This is a genomic window from Glycomyces sp. NPDC049804, assembly GCF_040674615.1.
In the GTDB taxonomy this organism is placed as follows: Bacteria; Actinomycetota; Actinomycetes; order Mycobacteriales; family Micromonosporaceae; genus Glycomyces; species Glycomyces niveus.
Genome location: NZ_JBFAMQ010000002.1, coordinates 13,789 through 37,428, shown reverse-complemented (window position 1 = coordinate 37,428; position 23,640 = coordinate 13,789). Strand labels below are relative to the sequence as shown.

General features: G+C 69.8%; 19 protein-coding genes and 2 pseudogenes. 14 read left to right on the top strand and 7 right to left on the bottom strand.

The window, feature by feature from the left end:
* Positions 1–30: 30 nt before the first annotated feature.
* Positions 31–1,260, top strand: a complete 1,230-nt coding sequence (locus tag AB0K52_RS02620; protein WP_363525148.1) for a hypothetical protein — start codon at positions 31–33, stop codon at positions 1,258–1,260.
* Positions 1,261–1,719: 459 nt separating this feature from the next.
* Here the strand turns inward: AB0K52_RS02620 and dprA are convergent, their stop codons facing one another.
* The 4 genes and pseudogenes from dprA to AB0K52_RS02600 all read right to left on the bottom strand — a co-directional run bounded on the left by dprA (position 1,720) and on the right by AB0K52_RS02600 (position 5,452).
* Positions 1,720–2,883, bottom strand: coding sequence for a DNA-processing protein DprA (dprA, locus tag AB0K52_RS02615; protein WP_363525145.1), 1,164 nt, complete (start codon positions 2,881–2,883; stop codon positions 1,720–1,722).
* Between the two features lie 76 nt (positions 2,884–2,959).
* Positions 2,960–4,501, bottom strand: a complete 1,542-nt coding sequence (locus AB0K52_RS02610; protein WP_363525142.1) for a YifB family Mg chelatase-like AAA ATPase — start codon at positions 4,499–4,501, stop codon at positions 2,960–2,962.
* A gap of 67 nt (positions 4,502–4,568) precedes the next feature.
* Positions 4,569–4,787: pseudogene (locus tag AB0K52_RS02605) on the bottom strand (YraN family protein); the annotation flags it as partial.
* Between the two features lie 131 nt (positions 4,788–4,918).
* Positions 4,919–5,452 carry a M23 family metallopeptidase gene (locus AB0K52_RS02600; RefSeq protein ID WP_363526151.1) on the bottom strand — a complete coding sequence of 178 codons (534 nt, stop codon included), beginning with the start codon at positions 5,450–5,452 and terminating at the stop codon, positions 4,919–4,921.
* Between the two features lie 464 nt (positions 5,453–5,916).
* On the opposite strand from AB0K52_RS02600, the gene rpsB reads away from it, so the two are divergent.
* The 7 genes and pseudogenes from rpsB to AB0K52_RS02565 form a co-directional block, all read left to right on the top strand.
* On the top strand, positions 5,917–6,735 hold the full coding sequence (gene rpsB, locus AB0K52_RS02595; protein WP_208496588.1) for a 30S ribosomal protein S2: 819 nt from the start codon (positions 5,917–5,919) through the stop codon (positions 6,733–6,735).
* 11 nt (positions 6,736–6,746) lie between these two features.
* Complete coding sequence (tsf, locus tag AB0K52_RS02590) at positions 6,747–7,559, top strand: translation elongation factor Ts (protein ID WP_363525139.1); 813 nt, start codon at positions 6,747–6,749, stop codon at positions 7,557–7,559.
* 228 nt (positions 7,560–7,787) lie between these two features.
* Entirely contained in the window at positions 7,788–8,513 is a 726-nt protein-coding gene (gene pyrH, locus AB0K52_RS02585; RefSeq protein ID WP_208496590.1) for a UMP kinase, read from the top strand.
* A 119-nt stretch (positions 8,514–8,632) separates the two neighbouring features.
* Positions 8,633–9,190 (top strand): ribosome recycling factor, encoded by a 558-nt coding sequence (gene frr / locus AB0K52_RS02580; RefSeq protein WP_363525136.1) that lies wholly within the window; start codon positions 8,633–8,635, stop codon positions 9,188–9,190.
* On the top strand, positions 9,190–10,116 hold the full coding sequence (locus tag AB0K52_RS02575) for a phosphatidate cytidylyltransferase (protein WP_363525133.1): 927 nt from the start codon (positions 9,190–9,192) through the stop codon (positions 10,114–10,116). The genes frr and AB0K52_RS02575 overlap by 1 nt, the downstream gene beginning before the upstream one ends.
* A 100-nt stretch (positions 10,117–10,216) precedes the next feature.
* Positions 10,217–11,365 (top strand): 23S rRNA (adenine(2503)-C(2))-methyltransferase RlmN, encoded by a 1,149-nt coding sequence (rlmN, locus tag AB0K52_RS02570; RefSeq protein ID WP_363525130.1) that lies wholly within the window; start codon positions 10,217–10,219, stop codon positions 11,363–11,365.
* A 21-nt stretch (positions 11,366–11,386) separates the two neighbouring features.
* Positions 11,387–11,650: pseudogene (locus AB0K52_RS02565) on the top strand (DivIVA domain-containing protein); the annotation flags it as partial.
* A gap of 1,986 nt (positions 11,651–13,636) precedes the next feature.
* On the opposite strand, the gene AB0K52_RS02560 reads toward AB0K52_RS02565, so the two are convergent.
* Positions 13,637–13,855, bottom strand: coding sequence for a hypothetical protein (locus AB0K52_RS02560; RefSeq protein ID WP_208496595.1), 219 nt, complete (start codon positions 13,853–13,855; stop codon positions 13,637–13,639).
* A gap of 130 nt (positions 13,856–13,985) precedes the next feature.
* Here AB0K52_RS02560 and AB0K52_RS02555 point away from each other — a divergent pair, with 130 nt between their 5' ends.
* Complete coding sequence (locus AB0K52_RS02555) at positions 13,986–15,551, top strand: Rieske 2Fe-2S domain-containing protein (protein WP_363525127.1); 1,566 nt, start codon at positions 13,986–13,988, stop codon at positions 15,549–15,551.
* Positions 15,552–15,599: 48 nt separating this feature from the next.
* On the opposite strand, the gene AB0K52_RS02550 is transcribed toward AB0K52_RS02555, so the two are convergent.
* Positions 15,600–15,731, bottom strand: coding sequence for a hypothetical protein (locus AB0K52_RS02550; protein ID WP_363525124.1), 132 nt, complete (start codon positions 15,729–15,731; stop codon positions 15,600–15,602).
* A 310-nt stretch (positions 15,732–16,041) separates the two neighbouring features.
* Positions 16,042–16,812, bottom strand: coding sequence for a TetR/AcrR family transcriptional regulator (locus tag AB0K52_RS02545; protein ID WP_363525121.1), 771 nt, complete (start codon positions 16,810–16,812; stop codon positions 16,042–16,044).
* Positions 16,813–16,969: 157 nt separating this feature from the next.
* Here AB0K52_RS02545 and AB0K52_RS02540 point away from each other — a divergent pair, with 157 nt between their 5' ends.
* From AB0K52_RS02540 to purU, 5 genes are all read left to right on the top strand, one after another.
* Positions 16,970–19,135: an MMPL family transporter gene (locus tag AB0K52_RS02540; RefSeq protein WP_363525118.1), complete on the top strand. Its 2,166-nt coding sequence runs from the start codon at positions 16,970–16,972 to the stop codon at positions 19,133–19,135.
* A 217-nt stretch (positions 19,136–19,352) separates the two neighbouring features.
* Entirely contained in the window at positions 19,353–20,363 is a 1,011-nt protein-coding gene (locus AB0K52_RS02535; protein ID WP_363525115.1) for a sugar ABC transporter permease, read from the top strand.
* Between the two features lie 100 nt (positions 20,364–20,463).
* Positions 20,464–21,240: a carbohydrate ABC transporter permease gene (locus AB0K52_RS02530; RefSeq protein WP_363526148.1), complete on the top strand. Its 777-nt coding sequence runs from the start codon at positions 20,464–20,466 to the stop codon at positions 21,238–21,240.
* A gap of 44 nt (positions 21,241–21,284) precedes the next feature.
* Positions 21,285–22,598, top strand: a complete 1,314-nt coding sequence (locus AB0K52_RS02525; protein WP_363525112.1) for an ABC transporter substrate-binding protein — start codon at positions 21,285–21,287, stop codon at positions 22,596–22,598.
* A gap of 190 nt (positions 22,599–22,788) precedes the next feature.
* Complete coding sequence (gene purU / locus AB0K52_RS02520) at positions 22,789–23,634, top strand: formyltetrahydrofolate deformylase (protein ID WP_363525109.1); 846 nt, start codon at positions 22,789–22,791, stop codon at positions 23,632–23,634.
* Positions 23,635–23,640: the final 6 nt, after the last annotated feature.

Genomic DNA, 23,640 nt, shown 5'->3' with positions numbered 1-23,640 from the left:
ATGTTCACCCGTTTCCCTACACTCTGAGTCATGCAGGCACCACCAGCCGCGCCGACCGGCACCACTGAAATCGTCTGGCACGAACGGCGATACCGGGCGCGAGCGATCGCGGGCGGCGCCGCATTCGAGATCTATTCGGACACTCGCGAAGACGGATTCCACCCCAGCGGCAACGCGTTCCACCGGTATGTGCATGCCTCCGAGGTGACCAGCCCCGGCGGCGAACTCCTCCTCGCCGGCGTCGCGCCGCTCGCCATCCCGGTGATGCCGGGCGTCGACGCCGCCACCGTCCACCGCTACAGCCAGAACCCGCGCATCGGCCCCGCCGAACGCGCGCTCGTCACCGCGGTGCGCGCCACCGCGTTCGTCACCGCCGGCACCCGCATGGTGAAGCCGCTCAGCCGCCACCAGGTGACCCGGCAGCTCACCTCCGCGCCGGTCGTCTCCGGCGTGTGCTTCCGCGAATTCGACGTCGCCCACCTGCGCACACCCCACGACCGGGTCGTCCTCTCCGGCGACCCCGACGACGCCCGCGACACCGCGTTCGCCCTGCGCTGGAAGGCGATCAGCCCCGGCGACTACCAGAGCACCGAGGCCGCCAACTTCCCCGGACTCGTCAGCGTGCCCGGGCGGGAACGGCGCGGCTCGATGATCCTCGGCACCGGATTCCTCCCCAGCGGCACGCACCTCATCCCCGAGTTCGCGACCGCCGGCTTCGCGGACCTGCCCCTGACGGCGCGGGCCGAGATCCTGGCGTACACGCCCGACGGCGCGGAGATCTCGCTCTTCCAGTACCAGCCGCAGACGAACGTCTGGGACCGCATGGCCGGCGCCCGCCACCGCGACCTCGTCAACCGCATCCCCGGCCTCGAGACCGGACGCGCGCTCTTCCGCACCGACCCGTCCGTCCACGCTGGACTCATCGGTGAGCACGAGGGCGAACGCGTCCCCGTCACCGCCGACCCCGGCCACGGCTTCAGCGTCTACGCGCGCGGCGCTACGAGCCGCAGCCCGGTGACCCGCCCGCAGCGGTTCCACACGCGGGCGCGCTGGCGCGACATCGAGGTGCTCGCGCTCGGCCGCAACGAGGACTGGGTGCGGGTGCGGCTCAGCCAGCCCGACCTCGAGGCGATCATGGCCACCGACGCGACCTGTGTCGAGCGCGGCGTCTATGAATGCTGGGCCCCGCTCGCCGAACTCGAGAACCCGCGCATGGTCGTGACCGACTACCCCAATCCCGACCAACCCGGCCTCGCCTGACCTGGCCACTGCCGCTCGCCTTGAGCGGCCTCGACCGGGCTTGCTGCGGCGGCCTGCCGTGGCGCCTCACGGGGCTTGTTCGCGAACACCGAGGCCACCGGCGACGGCCTGGCGTCCAGTTCGTCGAGGACTGGCTCGTGCCCTGCGTCGCGCGACGGCGAAGCCGGCTTCGGCGGGCCGCTACCTGACCGCTCGCTGCCGCGGGCCGGGTTGCGCCGGCCGACCTTGCTCCACCGGAGCCGCCGCTGCGCCCTCCCGGGGGCCCCTCCCCCCGCCCCCACCCCGCCCACCCCTCGATATCGGATGCGGTGCGCACCGCATTTACGGACGTGTCGTGTTGTGGCGCTGCGCAGGCGGCGCTCGGGGGTTGTTCAGGCGGTGCCTCCTTTCTTGTGTGGGCGGTGTGGTTCGATCCAGGTCGGCGGGGTCGTCGGGGCGGGGCTCGGGCTCGGTTCGCGGTCAGGAGCGGTCTCCTCTCGATAGGCGCCAGCGGTCGTCGATGCGGTCGACCCAGCCGGTGCGGAGGAGTCGGTCCAGGGTCTCGGCTGCGACCTCGGTGGGGACGCCGGCGGCGGCCGCGAGGCGGGTCGTTTCGACGACGTAACCCCGCGGCAGGGACTCGACCAGGCGCGCCTCGACTTCCGTCAGGCGGTCGAAGGGGCGCCGCTGCGGGGGCGGGGGAGCGGCCAGCGGACCGCCGATGCCGGTGAGGTCCTCGATCACCTCTTCGGCCCGGGTCACCAGGCGCGCTTCCCATGGCTCCCTTGCCAGCTGGTGGACCCCGACCGACATCGACGAGGTCACCGGTCCCGGGGTGAACATCAGGACTCGGCCGAGTTCGGCCGCGTACCGGCCCGTGTTGCGCGCCCCTGAGCGGTGGGCGGCCTCGATGACCACCGTGCCCGCGGTCAGCGCCGCGATCACCCGGTTCCGGGTCAGGAAGCGGTGCTTCATGACCGTGGTCCCCGGCGGCCACTCGCTGATGATGAGGCCCTTCTCGGCGATCAGGTTGAACATCGAGTGGTTGCCCTTCGGATACGGCAGTTCCACCCCGCAGGCCAGCACCGACACCGTCGAACCGCCCCGAGCCAATGCACCGAGGTGCGCGGCCCTGTCGATGCCGAAGGCGCCCCCCGACACGATCGTCCAACCCGCGTCGGTCAGGTCCGCTGCGAGATCGTCGGCGAGGTGCTGCCCGTATTCGGTCGCGGCCCTTGCACCGACGATCGCGACCGAGCGGCGGCACAGGTGCGCCAGATCCTGCTCGCCCCGGACCCAGAGGCAGCGCGGCGGCCGTACATGCGGCTCGTCGGCATCGCACACGAGCATCAGGTCGCGGAGCTGGTCGGGCCAATCGGGATCGCCGGGCATCAGGACCCTGGCACCGCATGCCCTTGTCGCGGAGGCGATGTCGGCGGCTCGAACGGCCGGATCGTGGGTGCACGAGACCATCGCGCTCGTGATGCGCCGCAACCGGTCGGGAACGTCGCCCTCCCAGAGGCGCTTGACCACTTCGATCGGGTCGACCTCGTCCAGCAGGTCGTCGAGTTCCGCGTCTCCGGGTTCGATCATCGATGACAGGAGCATGAGGGCGAGGCGGGGATCGTCGGGCAGATTCGTCACGGTGCCTCCTCGGTGTGAGTCGGTGAGTCGGTGGGTCTGGGTCGGGTTGTGCGGCGTGGGGTGCGGGTCGGGGTGCTCAGCTCAGCGTGTAGCCGATTCGCAGTTCGCTGGCGATCGTTATGTCCTCGGCCGTGGGGCGTTCGTGTTCTTTCAAGTCCGCGATCGTCCACGCGAGCTTCAGGATTCGGTCGTAGCCGCGCGCCGTGATCCGCTCCTTCGTCAGCAGGTCGTCGACGCACTTCCTCACCGGTGCGGGGAGCCGCCAGCGGTCGGACCGCAGGGCCGGCCCGGGCACCTCGCTGTTGCACTGCCAGGGCTCGCCCCCTTCGGACCATCGCGCCGCGGCCGCTTCCCGAGCCCTCGCCACCCGTTTCGCGACCTGCTCCGACGGCTCGGCCTCCGACTGCTCGGCCAGGATCGCCGAGGGCGGCACCGCGGGCAGGTCCACTCGCAGGTCGATCCGGTCCATCAGCGGCCGCGAGATCCTGGGCAGGTAGCCGCGCTTCACCTGCGGGGCGCAGGTGCAGTCGTACGGCTTGTTCGGCGCGCACGGACATGGGTTCGCGGCGAGGACCAGGATCACCTTGGCCGGGTAGCAGATCGAGGTGTTCGCCCTTCTGATGCGCACCTCACCGCACTCGAGCGGTTGGCGGAGCGAGTCCAGGACCGACCGCTTCCACTCAGGGGCTTCGTCGATGAAGAGCACCCCTCGGTGGGCGAGGGCCAGTGCACCCGGGCCTACGAAGCCGTTCCCGCCGCCCACCAAGGCCTGCATGGTGATCGAATGGTGCGGAGCCTCGAAGGGCGCGTGGCGCATGAGGGTCGCCGCGCCTCCCGAGATGCGGCCCCGCAGCGAATGCAGCGAGGTGACCTCGACCGCCTCGGCGTCGGACAGCGGCGGCAGGATCGAGGGCAGCCGCTCGGCGAGCATCGTCTTGCCCGCGCCCGGCGGACCGACCATCAGCATGTGGTGGCCTCCCGCCGCCGCGATCTCCAGGGCGCGCCGGGCCTTCGACTGGCCGCTGACGTCGGCGAGGTCGGGCAATGGCGGCGGCGCGTCAGGCGGCGTTCGCATAACGGGGTCGAGGGTCGTCTGCCCGAACAGCCACGCCACGAGGGTCGCGAGATCGGGCGGGGCGTAGACCGCCAGCCCGTCGACCAAGGCCGCCTCGGCGGCGTTCGCCGGAGCGACGATCGCCGTGCGCAGCCCCGACTTCCGGGCCTCGATCAGGGCCGGGAGCGTGCCGGGCACCGCCCGCAGGCTGCCGTCGAGGCCGAGTTCCGCCAGGAGGACCGTGTCGTTGAGCTGCTCGATCGGCAGGGTGTCGTCCGCGCACATGATCGTGAGCGCCAGCGCGAGGTCAGCCGCCGAACCGGTGGTGGGGATCGATGCCGGGCCGAAATTGACCGACACCGATTTGTCAGGGAAGCGCAGGGCCGAGTTCGCCATCGCCGAGCGGACCCGCGTCTGCGCCTGGTTGACGACGCTGTCGGGCAGGCCCGACATGCGTACCGTGTCCGCGCCCTTCGCTGACGATTTGAAGACCGAGGCCTCGACGGTGACGGCGACGGCGGTCGCCCCGATCATGCAGACGGTGTTCGTGCGCGCGTAACCCATGGCGGTTCCCTTGGCGGTGTTCGAGAGCGAGGCGCCGGCGGCCGGCCACCGTCAGGGCGAGGCGGTCGATCCGCCAGGGCTGATCGGTGCGGCAGTGGCGTTTGAGCCAGGCGCGGGCGAGGAGTTCGATGCGGTGGAGCTTCTCGCCGTCGACCGCCCCGAGCGGACCGCCGAACCGGTCGGAGCGGCGGGTCTTGACTTCGCAGAAGACGACGGTGTCGGCCGAGCGTGCTATGAGGTCGAGTTCGCCGAGGCGGTGGCGCCAGTTGCGGGCGAGTATCTGCATCCGGTCGCGTTGGAGGTGGGCGGCGGCGAGTTGCTCGCCGAGCCGGCCGAGCTGGTGCGGGGTGAGCCTTCGCAGGTTCACGGCGGGCTCGGGTGGTGGCGGTTGCGGCGGCGCGGCGGCGGTCTGCTCCGTCATCGTCCGGCCTCCGGTCGGCCGGGGCGGGGGAGCAGGCGGACCTTGCCCGTGCCGAAGAGCAGCATCGGGTCGAGGTAGAGCGGGCCGCGTTTGAGCCCGAGATGGAGGCATATCTGGCCGGGGCAGGAGTCGTGGCCGGGCAGGAGGTGTCCGATCGTCTGGCCGGCGGTGACGGTGTCGCCGGCGGCGACCAGGGGTTCGACCGGTTCGTAGGTGGTACGGAGGCCGTTGGCGTGGACGATGCTGACCACGCCACGGCCGGCGAGGTCGCCGGCGAAGAGCACGGTGCCCGCGCCCGCTGCGGTGACGGGGAGGTCGGTGCTCGCGGCGAGGTCGACGCCGCGGTGGCCGGACCGCCAGGGCTCGGGCGGCGGGTCGAAGCGGGTGAGGGGGTCGAGACCGCCGACCGGTGAGCGCCAGGGGCCGGTGGCGGGTCCGTGCGGGGCGGTGGGCTGCTCGGCCCTGGCGAGGGTGGGGGTGACGATGGCCGCTGCGGCCAGGAGTGATGCGGTTATGAGACTGATGATCATCGCGTTGTGTAGTTGTCGCATGACTCAATGCTGGCGCGGTTGCCAGGTATCGGCAACAAATAGTTTTTCGCCTGTGGATAACTTTCTTCGAGTGGTTCCGGGCCGGCCGTCCGGTTCGGTGCGCGGCGAGGTCGGTGGGTGGTTCCGGGGGCGGCCGGGCGGGCCGGCGTCCATTGCGTCTGTCACTGCGGTCCACCGCGTTCGTAGTGTCCACGGGGGTCTGAGTACACTGATCGGAGCGGTAAGGCGCACTGTGCGCCGAGCCGACTTCGCGCGCTCGCCGCGGCCCGACCTCCATCGCACGCCCTTCAGGGGCGCACTGCGGCGGAATGCGGTCCGGCCCTAGCGATCTCCCAGGTCCGGGACTTCCCGGTTGCAGATCGCCGGAGGCGAGCGCCAGGCGCGGGACGCCCGGACTTCGGGCGGCCTCCGCGAATGAACCAGGGAACGAAAGGAATACAACCGTGTCGGTTGTCACTATGCGTCAGCTCCTCGAGAGCGGCGTGCACTTCGGTCACCAGACCCGTCGCTGGAACCCGAAGATGAAGCGGTTCATCCTCACCGACCGCAACGGCATCTACGTCATCGACCTGCGCCAGACGGTCGACTACGCGGCCAAGGCCCACGACTTCGTCAAGAACGTCGTCGCCGAGGGCGGCGAGGTCCTGTTCGTGGGCACCAAGAAGCAGGCCCAGGAAGCCGTGGCCGAGCAGGCCCAGCGCGTCGGGATGCCCTTCGTGAACCACCGCTGGCTCGGCGGCATGCTCACCAACTTCCAGACCATCCAGAAGCGCCTCATGCGCCTCAAGGAACTCGAGATCATCGAGGCCAACGGTGCGGCCAACCGCACCAAGAAGGAAATGCTCCAGCTCATGCGCGAGAAGGACAAGCTCGAGCGCACGCTCGGCGGCCTCCGCGACATGGAGAAGACCCCGGCCGCGATCTGGATCGTGGACACCAAGAAGGAGCACATCGCCGTCGACGAGGCCCGCAAGCTCGGCATCCCCGTCGTCGCGATCCTCGACACCAACTGCGACCCGGACGAGGTCGACTTCCCGATCCCGGGCAACGACGACGCCATCCGCTCCGTCGCCCTCCTGACCAAGATCATCGCCGACGGCGCCGCCGAAGGCCTGCTGGCCCGCTCCGGCGGCCAGGTCGAGAAGGGCGAGGGCGAGCCGCTCGCCGACTGGGAGAAGGACCTCCTCTCCGCAGAGAACACCGAAGACTCCGTGAAGGTCGTCGAGCCGTCCGGCGAGAAGACCGTCGAAGACGAGAAGTAAGAAGGGGAGCAATGGCCAACTTCACGATGGCTGACGTCAAGAAGCTCCGGGAAGCCACCGGCTCCGGGATGATGGACGTCAAGAAGGCCCTCGAAGCGGCTGACGGCGACTACGACGCGGCCCTCGAGGCCCTGCGCATCAAGGGCGCCAAGGACGTCGGCAAGCGCGCCGAGCGCACCACCGCCCAGGGCCTGGTCGCGCAGTCCGGCAACACGCTGCTCGAGCTGCTGTGCGAGACCGACTTCGTCGCCAAGAACGGCGCGTTCATCGAACTCGCCCAGACGCTGGTCGAGCTGGCCGACGAGGTCCGCCCCGCGGACGCCGAGGCGTTCGCCAAGGCCGAGTTCAACGGCAAGGCCGTCGCCGAGGTCATCGCCGAGGAGTCGGTGAAGCTGGGCGAGAAGCTCGCCCTCGGCCGCGTCGGCTCGCTCCAGGGCGACGTCGCGGTCTACATGCACCGCAAGGCCGCGGACCTCCCGCCGGCCGTCGGCATCATCGTCGAGTACACCGGCGACGCCGAGGCCGCCCGCCAGGTCGGCATGCAGGCCGCCGCGATGCGTCCGAAGTACCTCACCCGCGACGAGGTCCCCGCGGACATCATCGAGGGCGAGAAGCGCGTCGCGCTCGAGACGGCCAAGGAAGAGGGCAAGCCCGAGCGCGCCTGGGACAAGATCGTGGAAGGCAAGGTCAACGCCTACTACCGCGACTTCGCCCTGCTCGAGCAGAACTCGGTCCTCGACAACAAGAAGACCGTCTCCCAGGTGCTCGCCGAGGCGGGCACCGAGGTCACCGGCTTCATCCGCTTCGAAGTCGGCCAGGAGTAGCGAGCGGTCCGCACGCGCGGACTACACTGGCTCCAGCCGTAAGCCTTCTCAGCGAAGCTTGCGACTGTGAATTCGCATGGAAGGGGCGGCGGCGCAGGCCGCCGCCCCGTTCCATGCCCGGGAACAGGAGCGCCCCGAACGCAGCACCGGAGTGGGCCGGGACGGGCGCGGGCAGTACGGTCAACGGCAGCGCAGCCACCGAGGGACACGTCAGAGCAGGGGAGTGCCATGAGTCAAGACCAGTACCGCCGGGTCGTGCTGAAACTGTCGGGTGAGGCCTTCGGCGGCGGCGCCGTCGGCGTCGACCCCGATGTCGTGCAAGCGGTCGCGCGCCAGATCGCGGCGGGCGTCGCCGCGGGCGTCCAGGTCGCCATCGTCGTCGGCGGCGGCAACTTCTTCCGCGGGGCCGAACTCCAGCGCCGCGGCATGGACCGCGCGCGCGCCGACTACATGGGCATGCTCGGCACCGTCATGAACTGCCTCGCCCTCCAGGACTTCCTGGAGAAGGAGGGCGTCGACACGCGCGTCCAGACCGCCATCGCCATGGCCCAGGTCGCCGAGGCCTACCTGCCCCTGCGGGCGATCCGGCACCTCGAGAAGGGCCGCGTCGTCATCTTCGGCGCCGGCGCCGGCATGCCCTACTTCTCCACCGACACCGTGGCCGCGCAGCGCGCCCTCGAGATCGGCGCGCAGGTCGTGCTCGTCTCCAAGAACGGCGTCGACGCGGTCTACACCGCCGACCCGCGCACCGACCCCAACGCGCAGCGCCTCGACGACATCACCTTCGACGAGGCCCTGAAGCGCGAGCTCATGGTCGTCGACCAGGCCGCCTTCAGCCTCTGCAAGGACAACAGCCTGCCGATGCTCGTCTTCGGCGCCGACGACGACGGCAACCTCCGCCGCGCCATCGTCGGCGAGCAGCTCGGCACCCTCATCCACGCCGCCGACGACTGACCTCGCGGACGCCGCCCACGAAACCGGCCGCGTCCATCGACATCCACGCCACCGAGCCACGCCGCCGGGACGGTACGGTCAGAAGTGCTGTCAGGCCGCGAGAGATTGTGAGAAAAGCCGTGATTGACGACGCCCTCCTCGAAGCCGAGGAGAAGATGGAGCGGGCCATCGAGCACGCCAAGGAGGAATTCGCCGCCATCCGCACCGGGCGCGCCTCCTCCGCCATGTTCAACCGGATCACCGTCGACTACTACGGTGCGCCCACCCCCATCCCGCAGGTCGCCTCCATCGCGATCCCCGAGCCGCGCATGGTCATCGTCAAGCCCTTCGACGCCTCCCAGATGAAGGACATCGAGGACGCGATCCGCAACTCGAACCTCGGCGTCAACCCCTCCAACGAGGGCACCCAGCTGCGCCTCAACCTGCCTCCCATGACCGAGGAGCGCCGCCGCGAGATGATCAAGGTGGTCAAGACCAAGGGCGAGGACGCCAAGATCGCCATCCGCAACGTCCGCCGCAAGGCCAAGGACGAGATCGGCAAGGCCGTCAAGGACGGCGAGGTCTCCGAGGACGAGGGCCGCTCCGGGGAGAAGGAGCTCGACGACCTCACCGGCCGCTTCGTCGGCCACGTGGACGAGCTCATGGGCTCCAAAGAGTCTGAGCTGCTCGAGATCTGATGAGCGCCCTTCCCGACGGTCCGCCCGGCCGTCGCCCGCACCCGTCGCCGGACGGGCGAGGGCCCGGCGCCGCCGAGACCGACCACGACGACCGCAAGCCCAAGGCCGGCCGCAACCTGCCCGTCGCCATCGGCGCCGGGCTCGGCATGGCCGCGGTCGTCCTGGCCTCCCTCCTGATCTGGCCCGCCGCGTTCCTCGGCGTCGCCGTCATCGCCGTCGGCGTCGCCTGCTGGGAGACCGGCATCGCGATGCGCAAGGGCGGCAGGAACGTCCCGGTGTTCCCGCTGGCCGCCGCCGGCGCGCTCATCGTGGTCCTCGCCTGGTTCGGCGGCGCCACCGGCCTGCTGCTCGGCACCGCCGTCGGCGTCGCCGCCCTGTTCGTGTGGCGGCTCTCCGAAGGCGCCACCGGCTACCGCACCGACACCGCCGCGGCCGCGCTCCTGCTCGTCCAGGTCCCGTTCCTGGCCGGGTTCATCATGCTGCTGGCGACCGCCGAGAACGACTCGGCGCGCTGGATCGACGGCGCCGCCGCGCAGGTCATCATCGCGCTGTTCACGGTCGTCTGCTCCGACACCGGCGGCTACACCGCCGGGGTCCTCATCGGCCGCCACCAGATGACGCCGCGGATCAGCCCCAAGAAGTCCTGGGAAGGCCTCGGCGGGTCGGTCGTGGCCGCCGCCATAGGCGGTTCGGTCACCCTGTGGCTGTTCTTCGACGTGCCCTTCCCCATGGGCGTGGCGTTCGGCGTGTGCGTCGCCCTGGCCGCTACGTTGGGGGACTTGTCGGTCTCGCTGCTGAAGCGGGACCTCGGCATCAAGGACATGAGCAATCTCATTCCCGGCCACGGCGGGGTCATGGACCGGCTCGACTCGATCCTCATGGTCGCACCCGTGGCTTACGTGTGGTTCCGCTACCTGCTCGGGTGATGTGTCCTGATTGGTGTAACCGGTGAAGGAGGGCCCGGGGTGAATTCCATGATCCGGGGTTGGCGGGTTCCGGTCCTGTCATGCGAGACTAGGTCGTGACATGTCTGTAGCACTCACGTTGACCGAACCGCGCCCCCGCAAGGCCGCGCCGCGACACCTCGCCGACCTCGACCTGGCCGGGTGCCAGTCCGTTCTCTCCGAGATCGGGCAGCCCGCCTTCCGCGCCAAGCAGCTGCGCCAGCAGTACTTCGGCCGCCACGTCGGCGACGCGTCCCTCATGACCGACCTCCCCGCCGCCGCGCGCGAGGCCATCGGCGAGGCGCTGCTCCCGCGGCTCCTCGACCCGGTGCGCGTCGACTCGTGCGACGACGGCAAGACCGTGAAGGCCGTGTGGCGCCTCTACGACGGCGCGCTCGTCGAGAGCGTCATCATGGCCTACCCCGACCGGGTGACCGCGTGCGTGTCCTCCCAGGCCGGGTGCGGCATGGCCTGCCCGTTCTGCGCCACCGGCCAGGCCGGGCTGACCCGCAACCTCACCACCGCCGAGATCGTCGACCAGGTGGTCGCGGCCGCGCGGATCGCCGAGGAGCGCGGGCTGGGGCGGCTGTCGAACCTCGTGTTCATGGGCATGGGCGAACCGCTCGCGAACTGGGCCCGGCTCAAGAGCGCCCTGCACCTCATCACCGGCCCCGTGCCGGACGGGATCGGCATGTCGGCGCGGAACATCACCGTCTCCACGGTCGGCCTGGTGCCCACCATCAAGAAGCTCGCGGAGGAGGGCCTGCCGGTGACGCTGGCGGTCTCGCTCCACGCCCCCGACGACGAGCTCCGCGACGAGCTCGTCCCCATCAACACCCGCTGGAAGGTCGCCGAAGTGCTCGACGCGGCCTGGGAGTACGCTCGGGTGACTAAACGTCGTGTTTCGATCGAGTACGCGATGATCAGGGACGTCAACGACCAGCCGTGGCGGGCGGACCTCCTCGGGAAGCTGCTCGCGGGCAAGCTCGTGCACGTCAACCTGATTCCATTGAACCCGACTCCGGGAAGCCGCTGGGACGCCAGTCCCAAGCCGGTCGAAGCGGAGTTCGTACGGCGGCTGCGAGCCGCGGGTGTGTCCACGACGGTGCGCGATACGCGCGGCCAAGAGATCGACGGCGCCTGCGGGCAGCTGGCCGCTTCGGTCCGGGAGGCCGGCACGCCCGGCCGCGCCGGCGCGAAGCCGCTCGGCGCCACCGGCGCCGAGGATTAGGCGGAGAAGGGTGGCTTGGTAGTGGCGAGTCATGGTGACCGGTTCCGGCGCCGGGCGTTGAGCCGGGGCTACAAGGTCGACGAGGTCGACGCGTTCCTGGACCGCGTCGAGGCGACCCTCGCCGGGGAGCCGGTGGGCAGCCCCGTGTCGGCCGACGAGGTCGACGACGTCGTCTTCAGGGTCCGCTTCGGCGGCTACGACGAGTGGCAGGTGGACGTCTACCTCGACCGGGTCGCGCGCCAGCTCGCCGAGCTCGAGGAGCGCGGCGTCCTCGGCACCGCCCCCGCCCCCGACTACGGGAAGGCCGAGGTCGGCGCCGCCCCCGCCCCGCCGATGCAGGCGGCCCCCGGCTCCAGGCGCGCCCCCGAACCGCAGGCCACCCAGGTCATTCCCGCTGCGACGCAAGCGATCCCCGCGCACGAGATGATGGCCGCCCGCGAGATGGCCCCACCGCCCCCCGCCCCCGAACCGGTCGGCCGCGGCCGCGGCGGTCGCGCCGCCGCCCCCGCCCCCCAGGACAACGAGGGCTTCGGCGACCTGCGCGGCGGCGACGACGAGGGCTTCGGCTTCCTCGCCGGCCCCCCCGACGACGACTACGACGACCCGTTCGCGCAGCGCAACGGAGCCAACCACGGGCTCAGCGCCGAGCGCGGCGGCGGCCAGGACTTCGGCCGCGGCGGCCAGGGCGACTTCGGCCCCGGCCCGAACGACTTCGGTCCCGGCCAGGGCGATTTCGGCCGCGGCGGCCCCGACTTCGGCGCCCCCGCGAACGATTTCGGCCCGCCCCCAGGCGACTTCGCCGGACAGCGCGGCGCCAACGGCAGCAACGGCTTCGGCCCGCGCGGCGGCGCCCCCGAGCCCGGCTTCGGCAACGAGTACGGCGCCCCCCGCGCCCCTGAGCCGGTGCGCGGCGACTTCGCCCCGCCCACCCAGGCCGTGCCGCGAGCCGGGATGCCGATGCACGACGGCCCGCAGGCCGGCCCGATCCCGCACGGCGCCACCGAGCAGCTGCCGCTCCAGTCCGACCCCCGCCGCGGCGGTGGTTTCGGCCAGCCGAGCGCGCCGAACGACGTTCCCGCCCCGTTCGGGCAGAACGACGCCCCCGCGGGCTTCGGTCCGGGCGGCGACGGCCCCGGCGGCTTCGGCCCGAACGACGGCCCCGGCTTCGGCCAGGGCGAGGGCGTGTACGGCCAGGCGCGGCGTTCCGCCCCCGAGCCCGCCCCGGGGTTCGGCGCGGCCTACGACGACGAGTTCAGCGACACCGGGAGCCGCCGCGGCATGCCGCAGCAGCCCCCGATGCAGCAGCCGCCCATGCAGGGCGGCCACCAGGGCCCGCCGTCCGGCGCGATCCCGCGCGCCGACCGCTACGCCCCGCCCGAACCCGAGCCGATGCCGCCCGCGGCGCCGACCCAGGCGATCCCGCAGAACCTCGTGAACGGCATGGGGCAGAACCCGATGGGCCGCCCCGAGCCGCAGCAGTCCGACCCGTACGGCGGCCCGCGCGGCCGCGACTACGGCCAGCCGGGCGGCGGCTTTGGCCCGCAGGGCGGCCCGCAGCCGCAGGAGGACACCGGATACGGCCGCCGCGCGGCCGCACCGAGCCCGCCCATGCAGCCGCAGGGCTTCGACCGCGGCCCGCAGCACGAGCCGACGGGCGGCTTCGGCGCGCCCGCCGGGCCGCCTCCCGGCCCCGCCGACGGCCCCGGGTTTGGCCCCCAAGGCGGGCCGCAGGGCGCCCCGCCCGCGCCTCCCGTCGAGAACACCGGCGGGTTCGGCCAGCAGGGCGGCGCGCCGCGCGGCGCGGCGACCCCGCCGGACTTCGGCCGCCGCAACCCGTACGAGGGGCGCGGCGCGTTCGAGGCCCCCGGCCGCCACGGCCGCGAGGAGATGACGACCGAGATGCGGGCGTCCGACTCCCCGTTCACCCCTGACGACGTGCAGCGACTCGAGCAGATGCGCCGGGCCTTCCAGCCGCGCCGCTTCGGCTCGGGCTACGACCCCAGCCAGGTCGACCAGATGTTCGACGCGGTCTCCGCGGCGATGACCGGTCGCAACCCCGTGCCGCTCTCCGACCGCGAACTCGACACGAGCCAGTTCTCCCTGGTCCAGGGCGGGTACTTCGAGGCCGAAGTGGATTCGGCCCTGCGCGAGGTGCGCGAGATGTTCGCCCGCCGCGGCATGATGCACTGACACGAGACGCGAGGGAGGGGCGGGTCCGCGACAGCGGACCCGCCCCTCCGGCGTTCGTGACCCCGTTCCCGGGGCGGCGGCCTAGCGCAGGCCGGTCTTGCGCATCCAGGCGTCGGAGACGATGACGCCCAGGAGCACGAGGACGGTGATGCCGATGAAGACGTCCTCGATCCAGCCCTGGTGGTTGCCGAACAGGTACGCCAGGTTGATGACGATGGCGACGCTCAGCGCGGTGTACAGGGCCTTGCGGCTGGTGGGCTTGCGCTGCGCGGGCGAGAGCACCTGCTCTTCTGCGGCCATGTGACTTCCTCCGACCTCTTCGTTGTTCGGCCACAGTCTCCCACGCCACAAGCCCGAACGTCCGGGCCCCGTCGATGCTGTGACTTGTAGGCTGGAAGGCGTCGTCGTCCTCTTGTCCGGAAGGGTCACTGTGCGAATCACCGGTACTGGCCACGCCAGCATGTTCATCGAGACCGCCGCGGGGTCGATCCTGTGCGATCCCTGGGTGAACCCCGCCTACTTCGCCTCGTGGTTCCCCTTCCCCGACAACTCGCAGCTGGACTGGGACACCCTCGGCCGGGCCGACTACCTGTACGTCTCGCACCTGCACCGCGACCACTTCGACGAGGAGCACCTCTCGGGGCGCATCAGCAAGGAGACGACGGTCCTGCTGCCCGAGTACCCCACCTCGGAGCTGGAGACCGAGCTGCGAGCCCTGGGCTTCCACAAGTTCATCAAGACCGTCTCCGAGGAGATCGTGGAGCTCCCCGGCGGCGTCAAGGTCATGATCCAGGCGCTCACCAGCCCCACCGACGGCCCGATCGGCGACTCGTCGCTGTGGGTCGAGGACGCCGACGGCACCCGCATGCTCAACCAGAACGACGCGCGCCCCACGGACATGAGCGTGTTCCTGCAGCACGGCAAGATCCACGCCCACCTGCTGCAGTTCTCGGGCGCGATCTGGTTCCCGATGGTCTACGAGCTGCCCGACAACGCCAAGCGCGCCTTCGGGAAGCAGAAGCGCGAGCGCGGCTTCGACCGCTCGCTGCGGTACATCGACGACGTCAAGGGCGACTGGGTGTTCCCGATCGCCGGCCCGCCCTGCTTCCTGGACGACTCGCTGTACCAGTTCAACGACGTGTTCGGCGACGAGGGCAACATCTTCCCCGACCAGATGGCCTATGTGGACTGGCTGGAGGAGCAGGGCCGCAAGCAGAACATCATCCTGCTGCCCGGTTCCGTGGCCGAGATCAGCGCCGACGGCTCGGCCTCGGTCGCGCACCCGGTCGACGACCTGCGCGAGTGGTTCGACAGCAAGAAGCAGCACCTGGACGAGTACAAGGAGCGGATGCAGCCGCGCCTCGAAGCGGAGAAGGCCTCCTGGTCGCACCCGGAGATCGACGTCCTCACCACCTTGCGCGAGCGCATCGAGCCGCTGATGGCGCAGGCCGAGCACATCGCCACCGGCATCGGCGGGCCCGTCCGCTTCGACCTCACGGCCCCCGACTCCGACCAGGTGGTCGAGTCGATCGTGTTCGACTTCCTCGAGCGCAAGATCTACCCCGACGACGGCGCGAAGGTCCGCTACCGCTTCCGCACCGAGCGGCGCCTCATCGAGCACCTGCTGCACGTCCGCGAGGTCGACTGGGTCAACTCGCTGTTCCTGTCCTGCCGCTTCACGGCCGCGCGCATCGGCCAGTACAACGAGTACGTGTACGCGTTCTTCAAGTGCCTCTCCGAGGAGCGCCTGCAGTACGCCGAGGGCTGGTACGCCGAGCAGCGCCCCGACGACGAGGACATCACGGTGCAGGGCTGGCAGTTCCAGCGCCGCTGCCCGCACCTCAAGGCCGACCTCTCGGTGTTCGGCAAGGTCGAGGACGGGGTCCTGACCTGCCAGATGCACGGCTGGAAGTGGAACCTGAAGTCCGGCAAGTGCATGACGAGCGTCGGGCACGACATCAGGAGCTGCCCCGCCGACGAGGCCGCCGCCACTTAGACGCGCCGAAGGGCCGGGACGCTCGCGTCCCGGCCCTTTCGCATGCCGTCAGTGGAGGCACCCGCCCGCGGCGAAGCCCCATCGCCCGTTGAACCAGAGGCCGAGCCACACGTTGTCGGTGTAGCCGCAGGCGGTGTACGGCTCGCCGTCGATGTACAGGCAGTTCCACTCGTAGTCCACCGGGCTGCAGCTTGCCGAGGCTGTCGAACGAACCGCCGGGTCCGTCCCGCACATGGACGTTGTCCGCCGAAGTGGCGGCCACGCAGTCCTGTTCGGGCTGCGCGGTGTCGGCGGCGGACGCCGCCGCCGTGCCGCCGAACACGAGTGCGACCGATGCGCCGATCGCGATCACCGTACTGGCCGACCGGTGTGACATGGCGCCCCCCTCTTCCCGGGCCGCGCCCGACGGCCCGGCCCTGATCCCCAGTGTGGGGTCGGGCGGTCCCGTCAGCGGGGAAAGGGTGGAAACGCGGTGCCGGGTTTCGGACGCTCAGCCTTCGATGCCGAAGTCGCGCATCATGGTCATGATCTGGGTCTTGTAGAACTCGTCGACGTTCTCCTGCACCGGCAGGTTCCCGAAGGCCTCCATGACGACCAGCCCGAAGACCCGCACCCAGGCCGAGGTGAACGTGAACACCCACGGGAGGGGGATCGGCTCGCCCACGATGAACGTCGCGCATGTCTCCATGAGCTCGTTCTTGAGCGCGTCGGAGATCTCCGGGACCTCGATCGGCCCGGCGGCCTGGACCTCCCCGTTCTCGGACTTGCGGTAGAACGCCGCGAGCTCCCGGCCGCACAGGCGCGAGTGCTCGAGGGACTTGCGGGTCACGGGGTCCATGTGCTCGGGGGACTGCTCGAGCACCCGGCTGTCCACGGACATGGCGGCGTTGCCCTCGGGGTAGGAGATCATGAGCTCGAACTCGCGCCGGTTGCCCACGGCCCAGTCGCGGAAGGCCCACACCCAGGCCTTCATCCGTTCGAGGTGCGCCTCAGGCGGCGATGCGTCCATCGCGGCGCGGGTTTCGGAGATAAGTTCGTCGTAGAGGTCGCAGCACAGCTCGATGAGGAGCGCGTCGAGGCTGTCGAAGTAGCGGTACAGCGCCGCCGCGGTGACGCCGACGTCGCGGGCGATGGCCCGCAGCGAGATCCCGCTCGGGCCGTGCTCCAGCAGCTGGCTCCTGGCGCTCGCCTTGATCTCGGCGATCGTCTCGGCTCGCATCCGCTCGCGGCGGGACGGGCCTCCCGCGGTGTTCGAAGTCACTGCTCTCCTCTGCCACAATTTAGTGAACGGTGTTGACTCGGCTATTGGTGTTCAATAAAGTTAACACCGTTAGCAAACTAATCAACGCTCACCATCCTACCGCCGGACGCCCCTCGCGCACCAGCGGTCAACGGCTCACCATTTCTTGGAGAAGCTCATGTACTCCCTGCTAGGCAGAGCGGTCATCAGGGCCCGCTGGTTCATCGTCGCCGGGATCGCGGCCGTCTTCGCGATCGGCGGCACCTGGGGGCTCGGCGTCTTCGACGAGTTCACCGACGGCGGTTACGTCTCCGCCGACTCCCAGTCGGTGCTCGACGCCGAGGCGATCGAGGAGGAGTTCGGCTCCACCGGCGCCGAGGTCGTGGTCCTGTACGAGTCCGACTCCCTGACCGTGGACGACCCGGCGTTCGCCGAGGCCGTCCAGAGCGCGGTCGCGGACATCGACGGCATCGACGAGGTCGAGAGCGTCACCTCCTACTACGACACGCAACTGCCCTCGTTCGTCTCCGAGGACCGGCACGCCACCTACGCGGCCGTCTCGCTCGCGGGCTCCTCCGACGAGGCGCAGGCCGAGGTCTTCGAGACGATCGAGAGCCAGCTGCGGGACGCGGGGGACACCGGCGACCTCACCGTCTCCCTCGGCGGCGGCGCCGCGATCTTCGCCGACCTCAACGAGCAGGTCCAGCACGACCTCGAGATCGCCGAGATGATCTCGATGCCGATCCTGCTGCTCATCATGATCGTGGTCTTCGGCGCGCTCGTCGCCGCCTCGCTGCCGCTGCTCATCGGCGGCATGTCGATCCTCGGCGGCTTCGCGATCACCCGCGTCATCACCGAGTTCACCGACGTCTCGGTCTTCGCCGCGAACGTCATCACCATCATCGGCCTCGGCATGTCCATCGACTACTCGCTGTTCGTGCTGCGCCGGTTCCGCGAGGAGCTGGCGCACGGCCGCGACAAGCGCGCCGCAGTGCTCAACACCGTCGCCACGGCCGGCCGCACCGTCATGGTCTCCGGCATCATCATCGTCCTGTCGATGGGCGGCCTGCTCCTGGTGGACGTGCCCTTCCTGCACGGCATCGCGTACGGCGTGATGTCCGCGGTCGGCGTCGCCATGCTCTCGGCGCTCGTGGCCCTGCCCGCGGTGCTCTACCTGCTCGGCCACCGCGTCGACAAGGGCCGGCTCCCTTGGCGGAAGCACAAGCGGCCCAAGACCGACACCGGGTTCTGGCACGGCCTCGCGGCCGGCGTCATGCGCCGCCCCGTCCTCGTGCTGCTGCCGGTCCTCGGGTTCATGGCCCTCCTGGCGAGCCCGATCCTCGGCGTCCAGTTCGGCGGCGTCGACGAGCGCGACATGCCCAAGGACGCCGAGTCCCGCGTCGTCACCGAGACCATCGCCGCCGACTTCCCCGGCGGGGACGAAGAGCGGTTCCAAGTCATGGTCACCGGTAGCCAAGAAGCGGCCGCGGAAGCCACTGCAGCGCTCCTGGCGCTCGAGAACGTCGACGACGTGCTGCCCGCCGCGCAGCCCCACGACGACGCGACGCTCCTCGACGTCCTCTACGACCTCGACCCGTTCAGCGCCGACGCCCGCGCCCTCATCGAGGACGCCCGCGCCATCGACGTCAGCGGCGCTGAGCTGTACGTGACCGGCGGCGCCTCCGACCGCGTCGACATGCTCGACGCCATCGGCGAGGGCCTGCCCTACATGCTCGGCTACATCGTCATCGTCACCATGGTGGTCCTCTTCCTGGCCTTCGGCTCGGTCCTGCTGCCCCTCAAGGCGGTCCTGATGAACGCCGTCTCCCTCGGCGCCGCGCTCGGCATCGTGGTCTGGATCTTCCAGGAGGGACACATGTCCGGCCCGCTCGGCTTCACGCCCTCGGGGTACATCGACCCGTCGAACCTGCTGCTCATGATCGCGCTGCTGTTCGCGCTGGCCACGGACTACGAGGTCTTCCTGCTCTCGCGGGTGCGCGAGGAGTGGGACAAGGGCGCCGACAACCGCACCGCCGTCCTACGCGGCATGCAGTCCACCGGCTCGATCATCACGGCCGCGGCCCTGATCCTCATCGTGGTGGTGGGCGCGTTCGCCTTCAGCGGCATCACCTTCATGAAGATGATCGGCCTGGGCATGGCGATCGCGATCTTTCTGGACGCCACCGTGGTGCGGATGCTCCTCGTGCCCGCCACGATGCGGCTGCTCGGGCGGGCCAACTGGTGGGTCCCGGGACCGCTCGGAAAGCTCTACTCCAAGTACGGCATCAAGGAGAGCGACGATTCGGTCGCGCCCGTCGAGGATCGGTCGCACGCGCACGTTTGAGTCCCGACCGTTCACTAGGGAACCAGCGGCCCGCCCGGTGCGAACCGGGCGGGCCGTCTCCGTGTCGCGGGAGTGGCGAAACCGCTGCGCGGGAACGTTCCCACTCCGCGACCTGAAAGATATCCATGAATTTAAGTCGAAGCATTGACAAGAGGCAAGCGGTTGCATAGCCTGATGTGATCTAGGAGCCCTCACCTCCGAAAGGTCCCGAACCCTTATGACCGACAACGATGTCGCTGTGGTGCGCCCGAAGCAGCGCAGCTCGGGAGCACCCCCCGGGCCCGCCGCCTCCGCACCCTCCGCAGGCCCGGCACAGGCCCGCAGGAGGACCGGCACGACCGGCACGACGATCCGCTCCCGCGAGCGGTGGGCCGCGCTGAGCTTCCTGTCGCCGTGGCTGATCGGCCTCCTGGCCATCACCATCGGCCCCATGATCGCCTCGTTCTACCTCTCGTTCACCGACTACAGCCTCGGCTACGGCGAATGGGTAGGGGGCGAGAACTACGCCCGCATGCTCGACGACCCGCGACTGGCCAACGCCATCAAGGTCACCGCCGTCTACACCTTCGTCTCGGTGCCCCTGCAGCTCGCCGCCGCACTCCTCCTCGCGATCGTCCTCGACCGCGGCCTGCGCGGCATGGCCTTCTACCGCTCGATCTTCTACCTGCCCTCGCTGCTCGGCGGCTCCGTCGCCATCGCGATCATGTGGCGGCAGGTCTTCGGCACCGAAGGCCTCGTCAACCAGCTCCTCGCCCTGTTCGGCATCCAAGGCGAAGGCTGGGTCTCCCACCCCGACTACGCCCTCGGCACCCTGATCATCCTGCACGTGTGGACCTTCGGCTCACCGATGATCATCTTCCTGGCGGGCCTGCGGCAGATCCCGAGCATGTACTACGAGGCCGCCAAGATCGACGGCGCCGGCGTCCTGCAGCGGTTCTGGAGCGTCACCCTGCCGCTGCTGACCCCCATCATCTTCTTCAACCTCGTGCTGCAGATCATCAACTCGTTCCAGTCCTTCACGCAGGCGTTCATCATCTCCAGCGGCAAGGGCGGCCCGGCCGACTCCACGATGTTCCTCACGCTCTACCTCTACGACCAGGGCTTCACCCAGTTCGACATGGGCTACGCCTCGGCCATCGCCTGGCTCCTGCTGGCCATCATCGCGATCTTCACCGCGCTCAACTTCCTCATGTCGAAATTCTGGGTGTTCTATGGCGACAATGACTGAGACTCCGACCCCCGCGCCGGCCCGGCCGCGCGCCAAGCAGTCCTCCGCCACGGTCGGGTTGCAACGATTCGTCTTCCACCTGGTGCTCATCGCCGCCGCGATGGTCATGATCTACCCGCTGCTGTGGATGCTCTCGGCCAGCCTCAAACCGCTCGACGAGATCTTCTCCGACCCCGGCCTCATCCCCTCCTCCTGGGAGTGGGGCAACTACGCCGAGGGCTGGAACGCCCTGCCGCACCCGTTCGAGAAGTACATCTGGAACTCGATGGTCATCGTCGCCGGGTCCATCCTCGGCAACCTGGTCTCCTGCTCGATGGCCGCCTACGCCTTCGCGCGGCTCAAGTTCCCCATGCGCGGCATGCTCTTCGCGATCATGCTCGGCACCATCATGCTGCCGATCCACGTCGTGATCATCCCGCAGTACATCCTGTTCAACGAGCTCGGCTGGGTCGACACCTTCTGGCCCCTCATCGTGCCCAAGCTCCTGGCGACCGACGCGTTCTTCGTCTTCCTCATGGTCCAGTTCATCCGCGGACTGCCCAAGGAGCTCGACGAGGCCGCCTCCATCGACGGCTGCGGCTACTGGGGCACCTACCTGCGCGTCATCATGCCGCTGTGCATGCCCGCGCTGGCGACGACCGCGATCTTCACCTTCATCTGGACCTGGAACGACTTCTACTCGCAGCTCATCTACCTGCGCGACGTCGACCTCCAGACCGTGCCCCTGGCGCTGCGCCTGTTCATGGACTCGACGGGCACCACCAACTGGGGCGCGCTCTTCGCGATGTCTATTGTGGCTCTTGGCCCGATCTTCGGGTTCTTCCTCGCCGGGCAGCGCTACCTCGTCCGGGGTATCGCCACCACCGGCATCAAGTAAATCCGGCAACCGACCCTCGCACAGTCCTGAAAGGACGACAGACAATGAAGTCATCCAACCCCTCGGGCGTCTCTCGGAGAACGCTCGCCAAAGCCGGGATCTTCGGCGCCGCCGGCGCCGCGGCCGCTCCCCTCCTCGCGGCCTGCGGCGGCGAAGGCGGCGGCGACAAGGGCGACGGCGAACTGGACTTCTGGTGGTGGGGCTCCGACCCCCGCCACGAGTACACCCAGAAGATCGTCGACGCCTTCCTCGCCAAGAACGAGGGCATCACGATCAAGCCCAGCCCGAACGAGTTCGACTCCTACTGGGACGCCCTCAACGTCTCGGTCTCGGGCAACAACGCGCCGGACGTCCTCCAGCAGGACGACCGCTACCTGCGCGACTACGCCGACAAGAACGCGCTCCTCGCGCTCGAAGAGCTCGACATCGACCTGTCGAACATCGAGGAGGGCACCCTCGAGACAGGCCGGTTCGACGGCAAGACCTACGGCATCCCCACCGGCGTGAACGCGATGGCACTCGTGGTCAACCCGGCGCTCGTCGAGGCCGCCGGCGTGGCCATGCCCGACGACAAGACCTGGACCTGGGCCGACTTCATGCAGTTCACCGCGGACATCTCGGCGTCCGGCAAGGCGATCGGCAACTCGGCCATCACCTTCCCGAACGAGTCGCTGTTCAACGTGTTCGCCCGCCAGCGCGGCGAGAGCCTGTACACCGAGGACGGCAAGCTCGGCTTCACCCCCGAGACGATGAACGCCTGGTGGCAGATGGTCCTCGACCTGCGCGACTCCGGGGCCATCCCGGAGGCGAGCAAGATCGTCGAGTCCTTCGCCGCGGGCCAGGACCAGGCCCCGCTGGCGACCGGCGCCGGGGCGACCGAGTTCTACTGGACGAACCAGATCGGGGCGCTCCAGAAGGTGCTCGGGTCGGAGCTGGTGCTGCTGCGCGTGCCGGGGGAGTCGGAGGGCGCGCAGCCGGGCCTGTACCTGAAGTCGGCCATGTTCTGGTCGGTCTCGCGGACCACCTCGGACCGGGCCGCCGCGGCGAAGCTGGTGGACTTCCTGCTCAACAGCGACGAGTCGCTGGACCTCATGCTCGGCGACCGGGGCCTGCCCGCGAACATGGCGCAGCGGGAGCGGATCCTGCCGCAGCTGCCGGCGGACCAGGCGCTGGGCGCGGCGTACATCGCCGACCTGACGCCTGACCTGGCCGCGGGCCCGCCGGTGCCGCCGGTCGGCTCGGGCTCGGCGGCGGACATCATGCTCGGGGTGTTCGAGACGATGATCTTCGACTCGACCACGGTCGAGGAGACCACGGCGTCGTTCATGGAGCAGCTGAGCGCGGAGATCGGCGCCTAGAAAACAAATACCGAGGGTGACTTGCATTTCACTCTGGGTGTGGTAAAGTAAAGGTCGAAGGGCGAACTTGAAAGAGTCCGCCCTTCCTCCTTGTCCAGGGTCCGCCTCCCCGAGCGTGACGCCCCGTGACAATCCGCCCGTGAGTGAACTCCATTGTCGCCCGCCCGGACACCTCCGTATCATTGGTAGGATGACCAGCCAGTTCGTGCTCACGCTCTCGTGCCCCGACCGCCTCGGCATCGTGTACGCCGTCTCGGGTTTCCTCACCCGCCGCGACGCCAACATCGAGGACTCCCAGCAGTTCTCCGAGCACGGATCAGGCCGCTTCTTCATGCGGGTCGAGTTCAACACCGCCGCCGCGCGCGACGAGCTGGCCGTGGGCTTCACCGAGATCGCCCGCGAATTCGACATGGACTGGCAGCTCCACGACCGCGCCGTCAAGCGCCGCGTCCTCATCATGGCCTCCAAGCAGGGCCACTGCCTCAACGACCTGCTCTACCGCTTCCGCATCGGGGCCCTCCACGGCGAGGCCGCCGCGGTCGTCTCGAACCACCCCGACTGGGCCGACCTGGCCGCCTCCTCCGGCGTGCCCTTCCACTACCTGCCCGTCGGCCCCGAGGGCAAGGCCGCGCAGGAGCAGCGGATCCTCGACCTCATCGAAGCGGAGCGCATCGACACCGTGGTCCTGGCCCGGTACATGCAGATCCTCTCCTCGGACTTCTGCGCCAAGCTCCCCGGCAAGATCCTCAACATCCACCACTCGTTCCTGCCGAGCTTCAAGGGCGCCAAGCCCTACCACCAAGCGCACGACCGCGGCGTCAAGCTCATCGGCGCGACCTGCCACTACGTCACCGCCGACCTCGACGAGGGCCCCATCATCGAGCAGGAGGTCGCGCGCGTCGACCACGCGCACAGCCCCGAGGAGCTGGTGGCCGCCGGCCGCGACCTCGAATCGACCTGCCTGGCCCGCGGCCTGGCCGCCCACCTGGACGACCGCGTCCTCATCAACGGCACCAAAACGGTGGTTTTCCGCTAGCGGATA